Annotated in this window: 21 protein-coding genes and 1 tRNA gene; 9 read left to right on the top strand and 13 right to left on the bottom strand. The window is 33.1% G+C overall.

The genetic code is table 11. The features are described 5' to 3' along the window. The 3 genes from D1866_RS12845 to D1866_RS12835 are packed head-to-tail and all read right to left on the bottom strand — an operon-like array spanning position 1 to position 2176. Positions 1–528, bottom strand: coding sequence for a hypothetical protein (locus tag D1866_RS12845; protein WP_013775796.1), 528 nt, complete (start codon positions 526–528; stop codon positions 1–3). Positions 529–564: 36 nt separating this feature from the next. Continuing rightward, a complete protein-coding gene (locus D1866_RS12840) occupies positions 565–1902 on the bottom strand; it encodes a DUF711 family protein (protein WP_152940407.1) in 1338 nt (445 codons plus the stop codon). A 1-nt stretch (position 1903) separates the two neighbouring features. Beyond that, positions 1904–2176, bottom strand: a complete 273-nt coding sequence (locus tag D1866_RS12835; RefSeq protein ID WP_013775794.1) for an ACT domain-containing protein — start codon at positions 2174–2176, stop codon at positions 1904–1906. 50 nt (positions 2177–2226) lie between these two features. Here D1866_RS12835 and D1866_RS12830 point away from each other — a divergent pair, with 50 nt between their 5' ends. Then, complete coding sequence (locus D1866_RS12830) at positions 2227–3675, top strand: carboxypeptidase M32 (RefSeq protein WP_152940405.1); 1449 nt, start codon at positions 2227–2229, stop codon at positions 3673–3675. 9 nt (positions 3676–3684) lie between these two features. Here D1866_RS12830 and D1866_RS12825 read toward each other — a convergent pair whose 3' ends face one another. The 4 genes from D1866_RS12825 to D1866_RS12810 form a co-directional block, all read right to left on the bottom strand. Continuing rightward, positions 3685–4098, bottom strand: coding sequence for a hypothetical protein (locus D1866_RS12825; protein ID WP_152940403.1), 414 nt, complete (start codon positions 4096–4098; stop codon positions 3685–3687). A gap of 32 nt (positions 4099–4130) precedes the next feature. Then, positions 4131–4520 carry a hypothetical protein gene (locus D1866_RS12820; RefSeq protein WP_152940401.1) on the bottom strand — a complete coding sequence of 130 codons (390 nt, stop codon included), beginning with the start codon at positions 4518–4520 and terminating at the stop codon, positions 4131–4133. A gap of 57 nt (positions 4521–4577) precedes the next feature. Beyond that, a complete protein-coding gene (locus D1866_RS12815) occupies positions 4578–6794 on the bottom strand; it encodes a DUF929 family protein (RefSeq protein ID WP_152940399.1) in 2217 nt (738 codons plus the stop codon). Between the two features lie 452 nt (positions 6795–7246). Continuing rightward, positions 7247–7855, bottom strand: a complete 609-nt coding sequence (locus D1866_RS12810) for a metal-dependent hydrolase (protein WP_231136338.1) — start codon at positions 7853–7855, stop codon at positions 7247–7249. Between the two features lie 498 nt (positions 7856–8353). Between D1866_RS12810 and D1866_RS13720 the strand changes: the two genes are divergently transcribed. Further along, positions 8354–8482 (top strand): hypothetical protein, encoded by a 129-nt coding sequence (locus D1866_RS13720; protein WP_269199633.1) that lies wholly within the window; start codon positions 8354–8356, stop codon positions 8480–8482. A gap of 102 nt (positions 8483–8584) precedes the next feature. On the opposite strand, the gene D1866_RS12805 is transcribed toward D1866_RS13720, so the two are convergent. Next, positions 8585–8659, bottom strand: a tRNA-Glu gene (locus D1866_RS12805). Positions 8660–8755: 96 nt separating this feature from the next. Between D1866_RS12805 and D1866_RS12800 the strand changes: the two genes are divergently transcribed. From D1866_RS12800 to D1866_RS12790, 3 genes are all read left to right on the top strand, one after another. Further along, on the top strand, positions 8756–9334 hold the full coding sequence (locus D1866_RS12800) for a helix-turn-helix domain-containing protein (protein WP_152940397.1): 579 nt from the start codon (positions 8756–8758) through the stop codon (positions 9332–9334). Beyond that, on the top strand, positions 9334–10302 hold the full coding sequence (locus D1866_RS12795) for an aminotransferase class I/II-fold pyridoxal phosphate-dependent enzyme (protein ID WP_152940395.1): 969 nt from the start codon (positions 9334–9336) through the stop codon (positions 10300–10302). The genes D1866_RS12800 and D1866_RS12795 overlap by 1 nt, the downstream gene beginning before the upstream one ends. A gap of 95 nt (positions 10303–10397) precedes the next feature. Beyond that, positions 10398–10805 carry a GtrA family protein gene (locus tag D1866_RS12790; protein WP_152941387.1) on the top strand — a complete coding sequence of 136 codons (408 nt, stop codon included), beginning with the start codon at positions 10398–10400 and terminating at the stop codon, positions 10803–10805. Here D1866_RS12790 and alaXM read toward each other — a convergent pair. Further along, on the bottom strand, positions 10802–11509 hold the full coding sequence (gene alaXM / locus D1866_RS12785) for an alanyl-tRNA editing protein AlaXM (RefSeq protein ID WP_155861197.1): 708 nt from the start codon (positions 11507–11509) through the stop codon (positions 10802–10804). The two genes, D1866_RS12790 and alaXM, sit on opposite strands and share 4 nt — an antisense overlap. Positions 11510–11514: 5 nt before the next feature. Further along, on the bottom strand, positions 11515–11772 hold the full coding sequence (locus tag D1866_RS12780) for a hypothetical protein (RefSeq protein WP_152940393.1): 258 nt from the start codon (positions 11770–11772) through the stop codon (positions 11515–11517). A gap of 80 nt (positions 11773–11852) precedes the next feature. Here D1866_RS12780 and cdvB1/B2 point away from each other — a divergent pair, with 80 nt between their 5' ends. Together cdvB1/B2 and D1866_RS12770 are read left to right on the top strand one after the other, a co-directional pair. Further along, a complete protein-coding gene (cdvB1/B2, locus tag D1866_RS12775) occupies positions 11853–12497 on the top strand; it encodes a cell division protein CdvB1/B2 (RefSeq protein WP_152940391.1) in 645 nt (214 codons plus the stop codon). A 30-nt stretch (positions 12498–12527) separates the two neighbouring features. Beyond that, a complete protein-coding gene (locus tag D1866_RS12770; RefSeq protein ID WP_155861196.1) occupies positions 12528–13670 on the top strand; it encodes a tryptophan--tRNA ligase in 1143 nt (380 codons plus the stop codon). Here the strand turns inward: D1866_RS12770 and cbp1 are convergent. Next, positions 13661–14098: a CRISPR DNA repeat-binding protein Cbp1 gene (cbp1, locus tag D1866_RS12765; protein WP_152940389.1), complete on the bottom strand. Its 438-nt coding sequence runs from the start codon at positions 14096–14098 to the stop codon at positions 13661–13663. The two genes, D1866_RS12770 and cbp1, sit on opposite strands and share 10 nt — an antisense overlap. Positions 14099–14252: 154 nt before the next feature. Between cbp1 and D1866_RS12760 the strand changes: the two genes are divergently transcribed. Next, positions 14253–14768 carry a lysine transporter LysE gene (locus D1866_RS12760; RefSeq protein WP_048054904.1) on the top strand — a complete coding sequence of 172 codons (516 nt, stop codon included), beginning with the start codon at positions 14253–14255 and terminating at the stop codon, positions 14766–14768. Here the strand turns inward: D1866_RS12760 and D1866_RS12755 are convergent. After that, positions 14752–15099 carry a helix-turn-helix domain-containing protein gene (locus tag D1866_RS12755; protein WP_048054592.1) on the bottom strand — a complete coding sequence of 116 codons (348 nt, stop codon included), beginning with the start codon at positions 15097–15099 and terminating at the stop codon, positions 14752–14754. The genes D1866_RS12760 and D1866_RS12755 overlap by 17 nt on opposite strands. 97 nt (positions 15100–15196) lie before the next feature. Here D1866_RS12755 and D1866_RS12750 point away from each other — a divergent pair, with 97 nt between their 5' ends. Next, a complete protein-coding gene (locus D1866_RS12750; RefSeq protein ID WP_013775774.1) occupies positions 15197–15403 on the top strand; it encodes a hypothetical protein in 207 nt (68 codons plus the stop codon). Here D1866_RS12750 and D1866_RS12745 read toward each other — a convergent pair. Then, on the bottom strand, positions 15389–16270 hold the full coding sequence (locus tag D1866_RS12745; protein WP_152940387.1) for an Mrp/NBP35 family ATP-binding protein: 882 nt from the start codon (positions 16268–16270) through the stop codon (positions 15389–15391). The genes D1866_RS12750 and D1866_RS12745 overlap by 15 nt on opposite strands. Between the last annotated feature and the right edge of the window lies 1 nt (position 16271).

Below are 16271 nucleotides of genomic sequence, written 5' to 3'. Positions count from 1 at the left end.
TTATTGATCACCGTTTATGAAGAGTGTAACTTTGAATAACTTGCCTTCTTTCCTTATAATGTACCTCATTGTGAACCCTTCACAACGTCTAGTAACTTCTACCTCATTCTCACTATGAAAAGAATAAGTAGGCTCACTACATTGCGTAGCAATTTCATTTAGTTTCTCGTTTATTTCGTCCTGATCCCTTGCATAAAATTCTATCTTAGCATTGTTGCCTTCAAAAGTTGACCTTATCATTTTAGTTGATATAAAATATGCTACAAAAACTGCTAAGGCAGAATTAACTACTGAGGAAATTACTAAGATTACTGGCAAGAGATTGCCCAAAAGCGGAACATAAAGTACTTTAAAACCAAGTAAAATGTAAAACGTCGAGGCTATAGCCGAAGTAATTCCTACACTAATTATAGCCGAGGCTATCTTCCTTTCAATTGTGCCTGAAATAAAACCTATTATTGCTCCGCCAACTAAAGGAAGCCACCAGGTAACTAGCGATACTGGTATTGAAATTTTTATACTCCTCATCGTTAATACCTTTGTATTTATGATAATTAAATATTTCTAACCAGCTTCTAACCTTTTTATCGTATTCGGTATAAATCCATTAAGCGAAGTAAATCTTTCAACACTTACATCCTTTAGCCTCATTACTACAACTTTCCCTAGAAGTCCTCCTAAATCAATCACAGTCCCAGGCTCGCTATCTACTGGAATTACTCTAACCCCAAGAATCTTATTTAAAGTTATACCTAAAGAAAGTACATCCATAATTAATCCAATAACTTTATCCTTTCCTTGCTTTTTACTGACCCCTACCATATCAATACCACTATTACAAACAGAAGATAAAGCAAGTAATGTAAAGAAGTCAACATAACCTTCTAGTGCTCTCTCAGCCATAATAGAATCTTCACTAACTGGAATAAACGCTGAGCTTAACCCTCCTACGTGGGAAGTTGCCATTGAGCCACCTTTTTTTATCGCGTCCATTAAAATCGCTAACGCTGACAAACTTCCATGTCCTCCAATCTTTTCTATACCCATTGCTTCAATTATTCCAGCAACGCTATCACCAACCTTAGGGGATGGAGCTAGGGAAAGATCTACAGAGCCGAAAGGTACTCCAATCTCCTTGGAGACTGCCTTACCTATTAATTCCCCAAGCCTGCTTATTTTAAACGCAGACCTCTTTATTACGTCGTGCAACTCCTCTAGCGAAGAAGGAGAACTTCTCTTTATTGCATTTTCAATTACTCCTGGCCCGCTTACGGCAACGTTTATCATCATGTCTGGCATTCCAATGCCGTGATGAGCAGATGGAACAAAAGGGCTATCAGGCGGAACGTTAGATAGTATTGAGACCCTAGAAGATGCCTCAGGTTTCATACTAAAAATTTGATCAACGAACTTCTTTACAGCATCTGAATTTAATCCTGAGAAAGTTGATGCTGCATTTATCATTCCAGTTAACCTTCTTGTAGAGTTCATAACTTCTGCCAGAGTATTTATGACAGATAAAGAGCCTTTAGTAAATCCTCTATCAGCAAATGCTGAGTAACCGCTTATATAATCTATTCCATTTTTCTCTGCAAGCTCTTCAAGTTTTTCGCCTATTTTTATCCCGTCGCTTTCTGCAAGTACCTCTAGAAAATACTGTACAGGAGAAACTGCTACTCTTTTTGTAACTATTTTTACCCCATATTTTTCGCTCACTTTATCCACAGAATATGAAAATTTTTCTAAGATAGGATTAAGAGAATTAAATTTTTCCAGAGTTTTATTAACGTCGTCAGAAATTAGGGGTAAAGTATTTACACTTAACGTAGCCGACCTTATGTCTAGGTCTTCTTCGCTTAGCATTCTCACAACTTCAATTATTTCGTCTGCAGAATATTTCATTTTATATCCTCTCCATGTATTTAAAAACTTCCTCGTGATAAACTAGGACTTCAACATTAAGTTCTTTTCCCTTTTGTTGCAACTCCTTTCTAAGTTCCGACAAGGGAACTTTACTCTTTGATATATCTACAAGCATTATCATTGCAAATATTCCTCTTAATACTGTCTGTGAAATATCAACTATATTCACATTCTCTTCAGCAAGTTTAGACGAAATTCCTGCAACTATTCCAGGCTTATCTGCTCCTACAACGACTACAATAGCATTTTCCATAAACTGAAAGAAAAACTAGCATTTTTATACCTTGCTTTGCTACTTAATTTATGCTTGAAGATATTTTAGAAGAATACAAAAAAGCTTGGGCATTAGGTCACGCTTTAGCATTAATGGGTTGGGATCTTGAAACATACATGCCGCAAGAAGGATCAAAATATAGAGGAGAAGCAACAGCACAGCTCATTACACTAAGAAGGAATGAAATAATGAAACTTGCGGAAAAAGTGGATAGAATAGATGAGAGTAAGCTTGACGATAAAGAAAGAGGAATTATACGCGTATTACGGAGAGAAATAAAATATTATAGAGCGGTACCCAAGGAGATTGACGAAGAATTAGCTAGGCTAACTTCTGAAGCTTTCATAGCCTGGTCAAAAGCAAGAAATGAATCAATTTTCTCAATATTTAAACCATATTTAGAAAAAATTGTGGATCTAAAAAGAAAGATTGCCGAAAGCTTAGGTTACGAGAAACACCCTTATAATGCACTATTAGACCTTTATGAAGAAGGTTTTACAGTTGATGATGCTGACAAAGTATTTTCTTCATTATTACCAGAATTAAAGACCATATTGGAGAAAATCTTGTCCTCTGGTTATTATCCTACACATCATCCGCTAGAAGATATGACTTATGATGTAGAAGTAATGAAAAAAGTAAATGATGAGATAATAAATATTCTAGAAATGCCTAGAAGTAAATTTAGAATTGATATTTCGCCCCATCCATTTACACAAAGAATTTCTGCAGACGACGTTAGGATAACAACTAGATATGAAGGAAAAGACTTCAGAGCTACTATGTTTTCAGTAATACACGAGAGCGGACACGCAATATATGAGCTGCAGATAGATCCAAGCTTGGAAATGACTCCAGTAGGACAAGGAGTTTCAATGGGAGTGCACGAATCTCAATCAAGATTTTGGGAAAATATAATAGGTAGAAGTAGAGAATTCGTAGGAATCATTTACCCATTATTAAAGAGGTTCCTTGACTTAAAATACGATGAAGAAGAAATTTATAAATACTTTAACGTAGTAAGGCCAAGTTTAATAAGAGTAGATGCAGACGAAGTTACCTATAACCTACACATAGCAATTAGGTATGAAATAGAAAAAAGGCTAATTGCAGGAGAACTAAAAGTTGACGAAATACCACCTTTGTGGAACGACTTAAGTGAAAAGTACTTAGGAATAAGACCTAAAAACGATGCTGAAGGTGTGTTACAAGATGTACACTGGAGTGGAGGAAGTTTTGGTTATTTCCCTACTTACACATTAGGTAACATAATTGCAGGCATGATATACGCAAAGTTTAATGTTCTAGAAAAAGTTAGAGAAAGGAAATTTAATGAAATCAAAGAGTATTTAAGAGAAAAAATTCATAAATATGGAGCAATATATCCTCCTAAAGTTCTCTTAACTAGATCATTTGGAGATGCATACAATCCTGAGTACTTCATAAAATACTTAAGAGAAAAATACCTAAGTAAATAACCTTATTTTTCATCCTTCAGTAGCACAGATTATAATATCTACGGCCCCTGCATAATTACACATAGGAGTTTTAATTACTATACATAAGGTTTCATTGCTATGTGGAGATATTTCAGAAGGTACTGGAGTCGCAGAAATTAAAGTAAAAGGATGAGAAACGCTAACGTTAGTAACTTTCACCGAGAGTAATGGATTATTGTTATACAAATAAATTTTTAGAGTAATATCTTGATCTCCGTGTGCAGAAATCGTTGTATTAGAGTATGATACATGTAACGAGTTCTTTATTCCAAGAAAATTTGAGTCTATAGTAACGTATACGCCATTAATATCTACAGAATAAAAATATCCTTCAGTATACAAATAGTAGACAATGGCTAAAATAATTACTACTATTATTAAACCGGCTATTAAACCTTTCATAAGAACACACTATACTACAAAAAATAATAAAATTATGTAGAAGAAACTATTCTATCTAATTCCTTCATTAGCTTTGACTCAACATGTTGCGTCCAAAGCATTTCTGGAATATCAACTGCCAATAACGGCAAATAGATTATTGCCTCAACTGCAGTAACTGCTAAGTTCTGAACCCATTTGCCTATTCCGACAGTTACTTTTAGTCCTTCTGGTGTCTGTTCAAAGGAAAACTGTAAAGCTCTATCTGCTGCGAATATATCTCTAAGTATACCACCTTTTTGAGCTTGTATTATTGCTATATTACCTTCCGTCTTTTGTTGAACTTTCCAACCATCGTTTTGTAGATATTGAGTAAATTCTTGAATTATTGTTTGTAAATTATGTTGACCAGGATATATTTTTTCTTTTTTAAATACTCCCATACTATATTGTAAATATGCTTGGTTAAAAAATTGCCTAAAATTAAAAAAGAAGCTTACTTATAGAACTAGACATAGTGGAACTGCTATAATATATCCAAATATTGACGAATCTATTAAATCATTTCCTACAATCACTGGCTGGTCTTTACCTAAATCTACACCTACGTAGTACTTATTAACTAATTGACCGGTAGTAGCGTTAAGTACTGCTATGTGATCGAAGTCTGGAACTATTATATAACCATCATAGTATACTGGCTGATCAGCTAGCGACGCATGATAAAGTTTTGGTGAGACCCATATTAATTTTCCAGTGGATAGATTGAAAGCAGCTACTGTTCTATTAATGTGCGAAGGAACATAAATTATGCCATTATACACTAATGGACTAAATCCGTTATTGTCATCTCCAGGATGACCATATCCTGTTATATTCTCTACATATATTATTTTACCGTTAGTTACGTTTGCTACTAATAGTACTTGTCTAACATATATTTGATTTAAGTATACTCCATGGTATATTGGATATCCCATAAAGCTGTCAACTAAATAGCAACCATAAATTGCCGGTACTGCATCTCCTACAGAAGATCCATAAGCAAAAGGCACCTTAATTATGTATGCAGGAGTTCCATTATTTGCGTATAATGCAATTATAGCAGACATATTAACTGGATATCCTGGAGAAAATGCAGTTATTACTAATGCATATCCTTTACCTATATAGAGATTTAAGCTTGCCATGTTAGCACTACCATCATATGAATAATTCCAAATTAACTGGCCATTAGGTGCATTTAATGCGTAAACGTTTCCATCTCCATCATCAAATATTACCATACCGTTATATGCTACTGGAGTAGGCATTGCTTGAGATTTTGTTAAGAATAACCACTTAGGTACGCCAGTAGACGCATTAACTGCTAATAACCCGGTTAATCCAGTATATAAACCTCTATGGCCTCCTCCATAGGCGTTTAGCTTACCTTGTTCATAGGTAAATGTTGCCGGACCAAGACCTACGTAAACTAAACCATGATAAACTACTGGCTCTGACATTATTACTGCTGCTGGAGTAGTTAAGATCCATACTGCCTTCCCAGTATATGCATTTATAGCATATAATTGTCCACTATCTGAACCTACATATACTATTCCATTAGCAAATGACGGACCTACGGCGTCTCCAGCTGCCTGCTCATAACCAGAGCCAAATTCAGAGCCTAAAAGCTTAATATCCTCTTCCCAAGCAGTTATGTTTCCATATTGGAAGGCATTCATTTGTTGATATATCCAAGATGTATTAAGATCACCAGAGAAAACTGGATTTCTACATTCACTGTTTGCATACATAATCCAACACGATGGTCCAGTAGCCTCCTTAGGATAATTGCAGGGATAGTAATAAGTTGTAAATCCGAAACCGTGTAAGTAACTGGTTATTTCCTCAGCTTGGACGCAGACAGAGACTGCAACTGAAGGTTTGCCCATTGACTCATTCAGTATTTGCCAAAACTGATAGATGGCCTTCATTAGCTCAGGATTACTTTGTGTTATTAACTCTTCCATTACCTCTTCTGGAGTCAATTTATCTATAGCACTTGGAGGATATGAAGGACCTAGCAATAGCCATGTCCCATTAGGTCCAGTGACTATTAACATCGTGACTACGTGAGGTGGTGATTTATATTGGCCAACTATAGGTACGTTATAAGTTACTGCAATATTGTAAACCCATTGGGGCGCAAATTCCTTAAGTTCCATTAATCCATAATATATTGCAATAGTGTTACTTATACTGTAATTCATAGGTTGTGGAGTAGGCAATAAAGCTTCATTTAAATATTGATTATACATATAGATCCAATCGAAAATTATTGGTGAATTCTTTGGAGCCTTATATCCTTCAAATATTAACCCTGGAACATTAGGCGGAGTTCTATAAGGATCTGAAGTATGAAATTCATATGTAAAATTAAAACCATAATGAGATAGAACATAAAATATTAGCCATGAATCCATAGCTGCTACGTGGCAACCTATCCATCCATCTAAGAATACCTCTGTCTTATTTACTGGAGCGAAATCTTGATTAGTTACCTTAACCCATTCTCCAGGCTTCACTGCAGATGGAGGAACCCATTGCGCGTCTTTAAGATAGTTAGGCTGTGCAGTAGTTGGATGAGTCTGGGACAATAAATAGGCACTTGAGGCTACTCCAACTAATATTGCCATGATTAGGAAACTTTCAACTAATCTTCTTTTTAGCATGGCTTATCAAGCTAAATCTGTATTATAATTAAATAAATCTATTAATAATGGAATATAAGGAAAAAACTTTTATTTATATAAGTTATATTTAACTTTTATTTAGCAATCTCTTATGATATACAAAGATTTCACCCTACTTTGAATAATATTTAATTAATAATCATGTATACACGTCGATTATCTGAAAGAATAAACATAATTAAGTAGATAATCTAAAAACTTTTTATAGTTTATATGATAAATTAATTATTTTAATCAATAGAAATTAGAGAAAATAAAGATATGTCTTTTAAAAATATAGATAAATTATTGTACAAGCTCAAAAATATAGAATATATTAGAGAAAATTTAAAACTAATAAAAATAAAGCCTACAATAAAGATTGTATCGAACACTAAGTAAAGGAAACTAATAAAATATTAATTGTATGGTTACTTTTAATATACTTAAATTTACATTATTGCTAATTTATGCCTTTTTATTACATGAATATATGCTAGAACAAATCCGAGCATTGTAGAAATTAAGCTAGTTACTCCTAGTTTTAATGAATATTCAGAAAAAGCTAATACATGAATGGAAATTACGATTCCATATAATAGAAATGCTACTCCTATAATCATGACTAGAGCTATTATGCTCCTATATTTTCCACTTCTTTGGAATTTTCTTCTCCATATTTCTCCTCCAGAATAAAATAATGTTATTCCAAAAATAAGTGGATAATGAAGTATTACTGAACTAGTCAATTGAATTACAAATTTTTGAAGATCATCTATATTAAAAAGAACCAAAAATATTATGGAGGAATAGAAAATAGTCCAATCTGCTATTCTACTATTCTTAAAAGGGCCATAAACTCTTATCCATGGAGATTTAGTGAAAGAAGGTATAAGATCCTTATCTGACGTAATTTTAATTATTCTTATCGGATCTTCAATATACCATAATAAGCCATTCTTATTTTTTATAATCCCATCGTAATCTAAGTGAAAATCTTTAATTAACCGACCCAATGGAAACAGTATCTCTACGCCTCTATCAGCAGGCGAAGTAAGCATATCCAATAATATATGAGTAATTACTCCAATTCCAAGATATTGATAAGGTATACTAACAAGGCAAAAAATACATTATGAAAAGTGCTCTATGTAATTGATGTTTCGCAAGGCTCAATTTATTAGTAAGTATATATTCCCTATCTAGATCGGGTAATGCGGCCCCGATACCTATGAGAATAGCTATTTCAGGACTATGAAAAAAGGCAATTCCTACAGCTATTCCAAGCAAAATATGAGAATTTAAATTCATACCTAAAAATATAACTAATATGGAGTTAAAAAAATTATTCATCTTTAAATTTACAAAATCATAAAAAGTTTAGACTTTATCGGTTATAATAAATCTGAAGATTAATAGTATATATTGACAAAAAATTACATATAAATATATGCTATTAAAAGAAATGATAAATGGTATATTAAGTTAGTTTTTAATCATTAACAATTTAAGACCACATATCCAAAAAGTTATATATTAGAAAAACTATATATGTAAGTATGACAAAAAGTGTAAAAGATAAAATTAAAGATACAGCAAAATCCGTAGAAAATAGTGCAAATAAAGCAGGAGATAAAGTAAAGGAAGAAGCCCATAAAATCTCATCAAAGAAGAAAGAGAATAAATAACTAAGTAAAATTTGCCAAGATAATAGATTATCAACAATAAAAATAAGATTTTTATTAATATTTTAAAATAATATGCAACTTACAATAATAATTTATATACAGTGCTCCGGCCGGGATTTGAACCCGGGCCACAGGCTTGAGAGGCCTGCATACTTGACCGGGCTATACTACCGGAGCGAGATATAATTAGTAAGCTGAAATATTTAAAACTTTCTGACTTTAACTTATCATTTTCCAGAAAAACTTATTTCTTTTACCCCGAAGATTTTCGAGATGCTATACGTAAGTTTTAAGGTAAATCACGAGGACTGGTCTAAGGGGATTGACTATTCTAGAAATTCATTGTCAGTATTGGATATAAAACCTTCCACTAATGGAGCAAGGCTTTTAATAGAATTTAAAGGAAAAGAAGAGGATGCAAAAAAGCTTAAGTGGAACCTTTCTAGAGTTTCCAAATTCAAATACCTAGGAACTATAATAGTTAATGAACCAATAGAACGCATATTGTCTAACTATATTATAATGAATGGTACTGCTACTAACGACGGAATATATTGGACAGTAATTCTTTCAGATTATACTGAATTAAAGAAAATGTTGAGGGATTTTGTCGAGCATCATATAGAAGTCAAGGTTGTTAAGGTAATTAAGGTAAAATCAGAGGATGTATTAACTGCAAGGCAAGAACAAATTTTAAAGATAGCTTTTGAGGCTGGTTATTTTGATTATCCTAAGAAGATCAGAATTAAGGAATTAGCGGAAAAGCTAAATATGAGTGTTTCAAATCTATCAGAAATTTTAAGAAGAGCCGAGAGAAACGTTATTGAAACGTTTTTTAGGGAGAGGAGTTAATGAAACACGGAGGAGTTAGGTGGATAAACGGAAGGCCAGAAAAGTTAAGGGATTTCAGCGTTAATCTCAATCCTATTTACCCTGATTTTATTGAAGAGTTGATTAATGAAGCAATAAAGGAAAAAGTTTATCTTTATTATCCTGACAACTACGAGAAACTGAGAGAAAATATTGCTGAGATTTATGACGTTGATGAAGAATATATAGGAGTATTTAACGGGGCTAGTGAGGTTATAAATTTACTAGAACCTAGGGTTGTCCCAGAGCCTAATTATGTTGAATATAAAAGGAGCTATATTTATTTTGCGGAAGAAAGAGAAAATTATTTTATTTACCGCCTACAAGGCAATAAAGTCATAATAAGTAATCCTAATAATCCTACTGGTGCAAAAATAGACCTTAAGGAAATTGAGGAATTCCTAGAAGAAGGAAAGGATTTAGTAGTTGACGAATCTTTCGCAGACATAAGTCTTGTAGATTCCGCTAAGAAATTTGTAAAGGACTATGATAATCTTCTAATAGTTTCAACTTTTACCAAATCACTGTCAATCCCTGGCTTAAGGATTGGATTTACTATAGGAAAAAGAAGTAAAGAACTCGAAAAGAATTCTCCTCCTTGGAGGATTAATTCTATTGCTTATTATGTATTATCCAACGCAAATCCTAAGGAAATTAAGGATTTCTTTAGAAAAAGTAGAGATCTTGTGACCTCCCTCTTGGAAAACTTTAGAATTAGAGAGGAGAGAAAAAGAGTTACAATATATAAATCATTTGCGCCCTATGTTCTAGTAAGATTTCCAATTAATGTTAGATTCATTAACTCATATCTTAGGAGTAAGGGATTCTTAATTAGGGATTGCTCTAACTTTGTAGGCTTAAATGAATTTTATGGTAGAATTTCTTTGAGAAAAGATTATCAAGAGCTAGTTAATGAAATTGATGAATTTTTATCTAATTCATCAATTTAATGCCACCAGTTTAGAAAGTACACAATTTAATGGGATAAGATTTATAATATTTTAATAGAGAAGTATAAGTCGTGGATCTAAGATTATTAAAGTTCATGATAGTTGGAGGCTTAGGAACTTTAGTTAATGAAGGAGTTTTCCTTCTTAGCGCACACAGTATGCCTATTTTCTTTTCCTTAGGGTTAGCTATCGAGCTTTCAATAATATTTAATTTTGTACTAAATGACATTTGGACTTTTAAGGATAGAAGAGTGGGAAGTTTTATTAAGAGATTACTTAAATTTCATGTATCGTCTTTTAGTGGTGGAATAGTGCAATACATTACAGTTATTCTATTGCTGGTAGCGTTTCTTCATTTTTCAAATATATCTGAAATTCTGCTCTTTCTATTCTTCTCTTACATAAAGGCGCAGTCATTGTTCCTTGCAGTAATTAACTTTATAGGAATTGTTTCAGGCTTTGCCGTAAGGTTCATAACTAGCTTAAAATACGTTTGGGCTTAACTTTCCACGGTATAGTAAACTCTTTTCCTATTTTTACCTCTATTCTCTATTTTTATAATGCGTATCTTTCCTACTTCTGAAGTGTTTTTAACGTGAGGACCTCCGTCAGCTTGTATATCTATTCCGGGTATTTCTACTATTCTCCAAATAGGTATACTAGGAGGATTTCTTTCAGCGAGCTTTACTATTCCAGGAATTTTTAAAGCTTCTTCTCTAGGTAAGAAATATACTTTAACTTCTATGCCTTTTGAAAGAATCTCGTTAGCCTTCTCGACTATTTGAGGGATTAAATCCTTATTCTCTAAATTAAAATCATCCTTTGCGTACTCTGGAGAAATATGCCCTCCAGTAATTAACGCGTTAAATTGAGAGTACGCTACTGCAGCCATAACGTGAGATGCGGTATGTAATCTCATCATTTTATACCTTCTATCCCAGTCTATTACTCCTTTAACGTTATCCCCCTCCCTTAATTCTCCTCCTTCTATTATGTGAACTATATCATCTCCTTGTCTTTTCACTTCTTTTACGTTGAGTACTTCACCGTTATTTTTTATTAGCTTTCCTACATCATTTTCTAAACCTCCTCCGCCTGGATAAAAAGCTGTTTTATCCAATATTACCTCATTTCCATTAACCTTAGTAACTTTTGCCTCAAATTCTTTTATATAAGAATCTTTTAGATAAAGTTCTTCTGTTGCCACATTATTTATGTCTTCTTAAGTGAAATATTAATTATTCCATTTTTCTCTGAGACTGAAAGAGTGGAAGGGTCTATTAAATCATTTACATATATAATTTTCACTATAGAATTAGAATCCGGATCATAAATATATACATGAGAATTGTCAGCTCTTACTAGTAACCTTTTAGTGTTTATTTCCTTTCCTCTAAGGTCTACATATACATTAACTAAACCGTTTTTATTAAGTATATCCACGTCTGGGTCTTCAGCAGATGACATCATTATTTGTCATTTTGATTTTTAAGTTAATAAGACCGAGTTCTCTCCTTTATATAGTATTAACCGAGAATAATTAGATTAGAATGCTTGGAAAAGATTTCCAAAAATATTGGGCAGGACCAGAAGAGAAGAACGGAATAGTTTCAGGAATTAAAGGTGCATTTAAACCTAAGGAGCCACTCAAATACAAATTAGTTCAAGCTCACTATCAAATCAGCTCAATGATTAGCAGGCTCGACGCTTATATTTCGAGAATGCAGGAAAGAGATAAGACTTTATTTGAGAGAGTTGTTGAAGCTCAAATGGCTAAGGATACTGCAAGAGCAGCAATGTATGCAAATGAAGTAGCAGAAGTTAGGAAAATAACTAAGCAATTAATAATGACTCAGATAGCTTTAGAGCAGGTTGAATTAAGGTTAGAGACAGTAAGTGAGTTAGGAGACGTATTCGTTAATTTAGTTCCTGTTGTTGGAGTAATACATGAACTAAGGAACGTAATAAGAGGTGTAATGCCCGAATTATCAGTTGAACTGGGAGAACTTGGAGAGGGATTACAGGAAGTTGTAATTGAAGCTGGAGACTTTACTGGAGCATCTGGAATATCTGCCGCACCCACTGCGGAAGCAAGGAAGATATTAGAAGAAGCAGCTGCAGTAGCTGAACAAAAGATGAAAGAGAACTTCCCCGAATTGCCAGTATCTTCTTCCACAATCTCACAGAAAGCATAAGCTTATTTTTTAATATTTTTACATTTTTTCGTGTCTTCTAACTTTTCCGTAACTCCTTGGGAAGTAAAAGGAAAGGTCGATTATGACAAACTTATTGTACAGTTTGGAACCCAGAAAATAACGCCAGAATTAAAGGAAAGAATAAAGAAAATTACCGGAGACTTACATGTAATGTTAAGGAGAGACGTGTTCTTTTCTCATAGAGATCTTGATTTAGTTCTAAAAGACTATGAAGAAGGTAAAGGGTTCTTCCTTTATACTGGTAGAGCTCCTTCTCTCGGTATGCACATTGGTCATCTAATACCTTTTATTTTTACCAAGTGGTTACAAGAGAAATTTAAGGTCAATCTTTATATAGAGATAACAGATGATGAAAAGTTCATGAGAAATCCAGAACTTACCTTAGAGCAAACTAGACAATTTGCTTATGATAATATCCTGGATATAATAGCTGTAGGTTTTGATCCAGACAGAACTTTCATTTTCCAAGATACTGAGTACATCAGAAATATGTATCCTTTGGCAACAAAAATAGCTAAAAAGTTAACTTTCTCCGAAGTCAAAGCAACTTTTGGTCTAGAAAATTCATCAAATATAGGAATAATATTCTATCCTGCATTGCAAATAGCTCCAACAATGTTTGAGAAAAAGAGATGTCTAATCCCTGCAGGAATAGATCAAGATCCTTATTGGAGATTACAGAGGGATATTGCAGAAAGCCTTGGATATTATAAAGCAGCACAAATTCATAGTAAATTCCTTCCTCCATTAACAGGACCGGAGGGTAAAATGAGTTCTTCCATTCCAGAAAGCGCAATTTACTTAACTGATGATCCAAAAACTGTAGAAAGAAAGATCATGAAATACGCATTCTCTGGTGGTCAGCCAACTGTAGAGCTTCACAGAAAATATGGAGGAAATCCTGAAATAGATGTGTCATTTCAATGGTTATATATGTTCTTTGAAGAGGATGATAATAAGATAAAGAAAATAGAAGAAGATTATCGTAGCGGTAAAATGCTTACTGGAGAACTTAAGCAAATTCTTATTGATAAGCTGAATAAATTCTTAGAAGAACATAGAGCTAAGAGGGAAGAAGCTAAGGAATTAGTGAATACGTTTAAATATGAAGGAAAATTAGCTAAGGAAATGTGGAATAAGATTCATGAATAGGTTTGAGGTTTATAAATATTTAATTTCTTTAAATGATATACCACTAAATTTGTAGATATTTTTAGTTCTTTCGCAATTTTATAAATTGAACTTCCGCTTTCATACATTAATTTAATTTTCTCTATGTCTTCCTTTGATAATTTTCTCTTAGTCTTTACTAGATTATTCTTTCTAAGAATCCTTAAGACAGTATTAGAATTGAGTCTCATTTCTTTACTGATTCTATTTGCACTATAACCTTGTTTTGCGAGCTCTATAACTTTATTAACTAACTCTTGCTTTAGTTTACCTCTAAATTGAACGCCTTCTAAGATTAGAATTTTTCTTACTTTACTGTAACTCATATTTAATTCTTTAGCTATTTCTCTTATGGTTTTCCCATCTTCATACATCTTTTTAATCTTCTCTTTTAATTCCTCCTCTTGCATATGCTTCCGTTTCCATTATCGTTTTTAAATTTTTTCCAGAATCTAAGAATATTCTGATAGAACTCTGAAAGAATTGAAGGCAAAAATTTATATAGAGAAAGTTTTATCATTTCATGTGTTTTCCTACCTTCTAGGAGTTTTATTAGGTTTATCAATGGCAGCCCCTCCTGGCCCAATTAATGCAATAATGGCTAATGAATCCTTAAGATCCAAATTACATGGCAGTAGTGTAGGATTTGGAGCCATGACTGCCGACTTTATTTTCTTTTTGATAACCTTTGAGGTAAGAAAATTCATTCCTGAAAATCTTCTTGTCGTGTTTTATTTTATAGGTGGAGGACTAATGATATTCTTATCATATGCAACATTAAAGGCTAAGGTAAGTAATAGAAGTAAAAAGGGAAATTACTTTACGGGGCTAATTATGGGAATTACTAATCCTTACCAAATAAGTTGGTGGATTACAGTAGGCTTATTTATGATAAATGAATTCGGAATTTCAATTATATTGCCATTCTTTGGAGGAATAATAATATGGATCTTCGCATTTACTACTTTCATAAATAGATTAGGAAACAAATATGCAAAATATGTGAAAATTTTCTCGTTTATAATTCTTCTAGCTTTTGGATTATACATGATTTACGAAGGTGTCATAAGCCTCTTATAATTTCACTTAAATCTTTACACACGTCTTCTGCTCTTTTAACAAGTTTTTCTATTACCTCGTTCTTGTTAACAAAATACATATACTTTGGCCTTCCGCCTTTACTACCATTGCTTTTTTGCTTTTCTATTAATCCTGCATCAGCAAGTTTCTTAAGTATTAAACTTGCTCTGCTTTTACTAATGCCTAGCTCTGACGATATTGCATCTACATCTTTTCCTTCTTTACTGTTAACAATTTTCATGAATGCATCTACATCTGCCTCAGATAAACCGTAAGCTACCATTAGAAATCTTCTCAATATGATACTTTTTTCGCTAATTTCGATACTCATTTAAGTTTCACCATTATAACTTTAAGTTTTTATTCTTTTTAAAGTTTTATGTAATATCACACCTAATTTTTTATAAAAGTATATCCAATATTATCTCATGGATAATACCAAACTAGAGGAAAAAATCCTCGAGATATTAAAAAATGGAGCAAAAACCTCAGAAGAAATAAGAAATGAATTAATTCAAGAAAATATAGATTTTACGCCATTACAGTTTAGGGAAGTTTTAGCTAAAATGGTTAGAGAAGGAAAAGTCAAAAAAATTCCTAACTATGAGAGGAAAAAGTTTTTATTTAGTATTTGACTCTACAATTTTCATTACTTTATCAGCTATGGAGAGGAATTCTTTAGACGCAGGAGAGTCAGGATATTTTAAGAAAAACGGCTCTCCTAAATCGTTAGCCTCGGCAATTTTAGGATCTAATGGAACTTGACCTAATAATTCTACTCCCATATCTTCAGCCATCTTCTTTCCTTTTCCTTCACCGAAAATATAGTACGGTTTATTATCAGCAGGACATATAAAGTAACTCATGTTCTCTATTACACCTAAAATTTTTGCATTAACTGTCTTTGCAAAATTTACTGATTTACTTACTGCAAGAGTTGATACTTCTGAAGGTATGGTGACTATAATGAATCCAGTTAAATTTGGAACTAATTGAGCTACAGATAACGCCTCGTCTCCAGTTCCAGGAGGCATATCTATAATTAAATAATCTAACTCACCCCACTTTACATCTCCTAGAAACTGCTTTATAGCAGTGTGCTTTATAGCACCCCTCCAAACTACTGGCGTATCGTCTTTAGGTAATAGAAAATCTATTGAAACTACTTTAATGCCAAAAGGTCCATTAACTGGAATTATTCCTTCATCATCTGCAGTTAAAACTTGCCCTCTAACACCTAACATCTTAGGAACAGATGGACCATGAAAATCTACATCTACTATTCCTACTTTCTTTCCTGCAGCAGCTAAGGCCATTGATAAATTTGACGATACGAAGGATTTCCCTACTCCTCCTTTTCCGCTTAATACTGCAATCTTATATTTTACATTTTTCATTCTCATCTGAATTTTTAAATCAGCACCTTGAATTTGGGGTTGAACTTTTCTTAGATCTCTAGGTTGCCTTTGAGGTTGCTGTAATCTGAAAGGATTTGAACTCATC

Source organism: Acidianus ambivalens, assembly GCF_009729015.1.
In the GTDB taxonomy this organism is placed as follows: Archaea; Thermoproteota; Thermoprotei_A; order Sulfolobales; family Sulfolobaceae; genus Acidianus; species Acidianus ambivalens.
This window is presented reverse-complemented; position numbering and strand designations above follow the sequence as displayed.

Excerpts from the sequence above, each read along its gene's own strand:
- D1866_RS12845 (WP_013775796.1), bottom strand. The coding sequence starts at position 528 with ATGAGGAGTATAAAAATTTCAATACCAGTATCGCTAGTTACCTGGTGG.
- D1866_RS12840 (WP_152940407.1), bottom strand. The coding sequence starts at position 1,902 with ATGAAATATTCTGCAGACGAAATAATTGAAGTTGTGAGAATGCTAAGC.
- D1866_RS12835 (WP_013775794.1), bottom strand. The coding sequence starts at position 2,176 with ATGGAAAATGCTATTGTAGTCGTTGTAGGAGCAGATAAGCCTGGAATA.
- D1866_RS12830 (WP_152940405.1), top strand. The coding sequence starts at position 2,227 with ATGCTTGAAGATATTTTAGAAGAATACAAAAAAGCTTGGGCATTAGGT.
- D1866_RS12825 (WP_152940403.1), bottom strand. The coding sequence starts at position 4,098 with ATGAAAGGTTTAATAGCCGGTTTAATAATAGTAGTAATTATTTTAGCC.
- D1866_RS12820 (WP_152940401.1), bottom strand. The coding sequence starts at position 4,520 with ATGGGAGTATTTAAAAAAGAAAAAATATATCCTGGTCAACATAATTTA.
- D1866_RS12815 (WP_152940399.1), bottom strand. The coding sequence starts at position 6,794 with ATGCTAAAAAGAAGATTAGTTGAAAGTTTCCTAATCATGGCAATATTA.
- D1866_RS12810 (WP_231136338.1), bottom strand. The coding sequence starts at position 7,855 with ATGCTTACTTCGCCTGCTGATAGAGGCGTAGAGATACTGTTTCCATTG.
- D1866_RS13720 (WP_269199633.1), top strand. The coding sequence starts at position 8,354 with ATGACAAAAAGTGTAAAAGATAAAATTAAAGATACAGCAAAATCCGTA.
- D1866_RS12800 (WP_152940397.1), top strand. The coding sequence starts at position 8,756 with ATGCTATACGTAAGTTTTAAGGTAAATCACGAGGACTGGTCTAAGGGG.
- D1866_RS12795 (WP_152940395.1), top strand. The coding sequence starts at position 9,334 with ATGAAACACGGAGGAGTTAGGTGGATAAACGGAAGGCCAGAAAAGTTA.
- D1866_RS12790 (WP_152941387.1), top strand. The coding sequence starts at position 10,398 with ATGATAGTTGGAGGCTTAGGAACTTTAGTTAATGAAGGAGTTTTCCTT.
- D1866_RS12780 (WP_152940393.1), bottom strand. The coding sequence starts at position 11,772 with ATGATGTCATCTGCTGAAGACCCAGACGTGGATATACTTAATAAAAAC.
- cdvB1/B2 (WP_152940391.1), top strand. The coding sequence starts at position 11,853 with ATGCTTGGAAAAGATTTCCAAAAATATTGGGCAGGACCAGAAGAGAAG.
- cbp1 (WP_152940389.1), bottom strand. The coding sequence starts at position 14,098 with ATGCAAGAGGAGGAATTAAAAGAGAAGATTAAAAAGATGTATGAAGAT.
- D1866_RS12760 (WP_048054904.1), top strand. The coding sequence starts at position 14,253 with ATGGCAGCCCCTCCTGGCCCAATTAATGCAATAATGGCTAATGAATCC.
- D1866_RS12755 (WP_048054592.1), bottom strand. The coding sequence starts at position 15,099 with ATGAGTATCGAAATTAGCGAAAAAAGTATCATATTGAGAAGATTTCTA.
- D1866_RS12750 (WP_013775774.1), top strand. The coding sequence starts at position 15,197 with ATGGATAATACCAAACTAGAGGAAAAAATCCTCGAGATATTAAAAAAT.
- D1866_RS12745 (WP_152940387.1), bottom strand. The coding sequence starts at position 16,270 with ATGAGTTCAAATCCTTTCAGATTACAGCAACCTCAAAGGCAACCTAGA.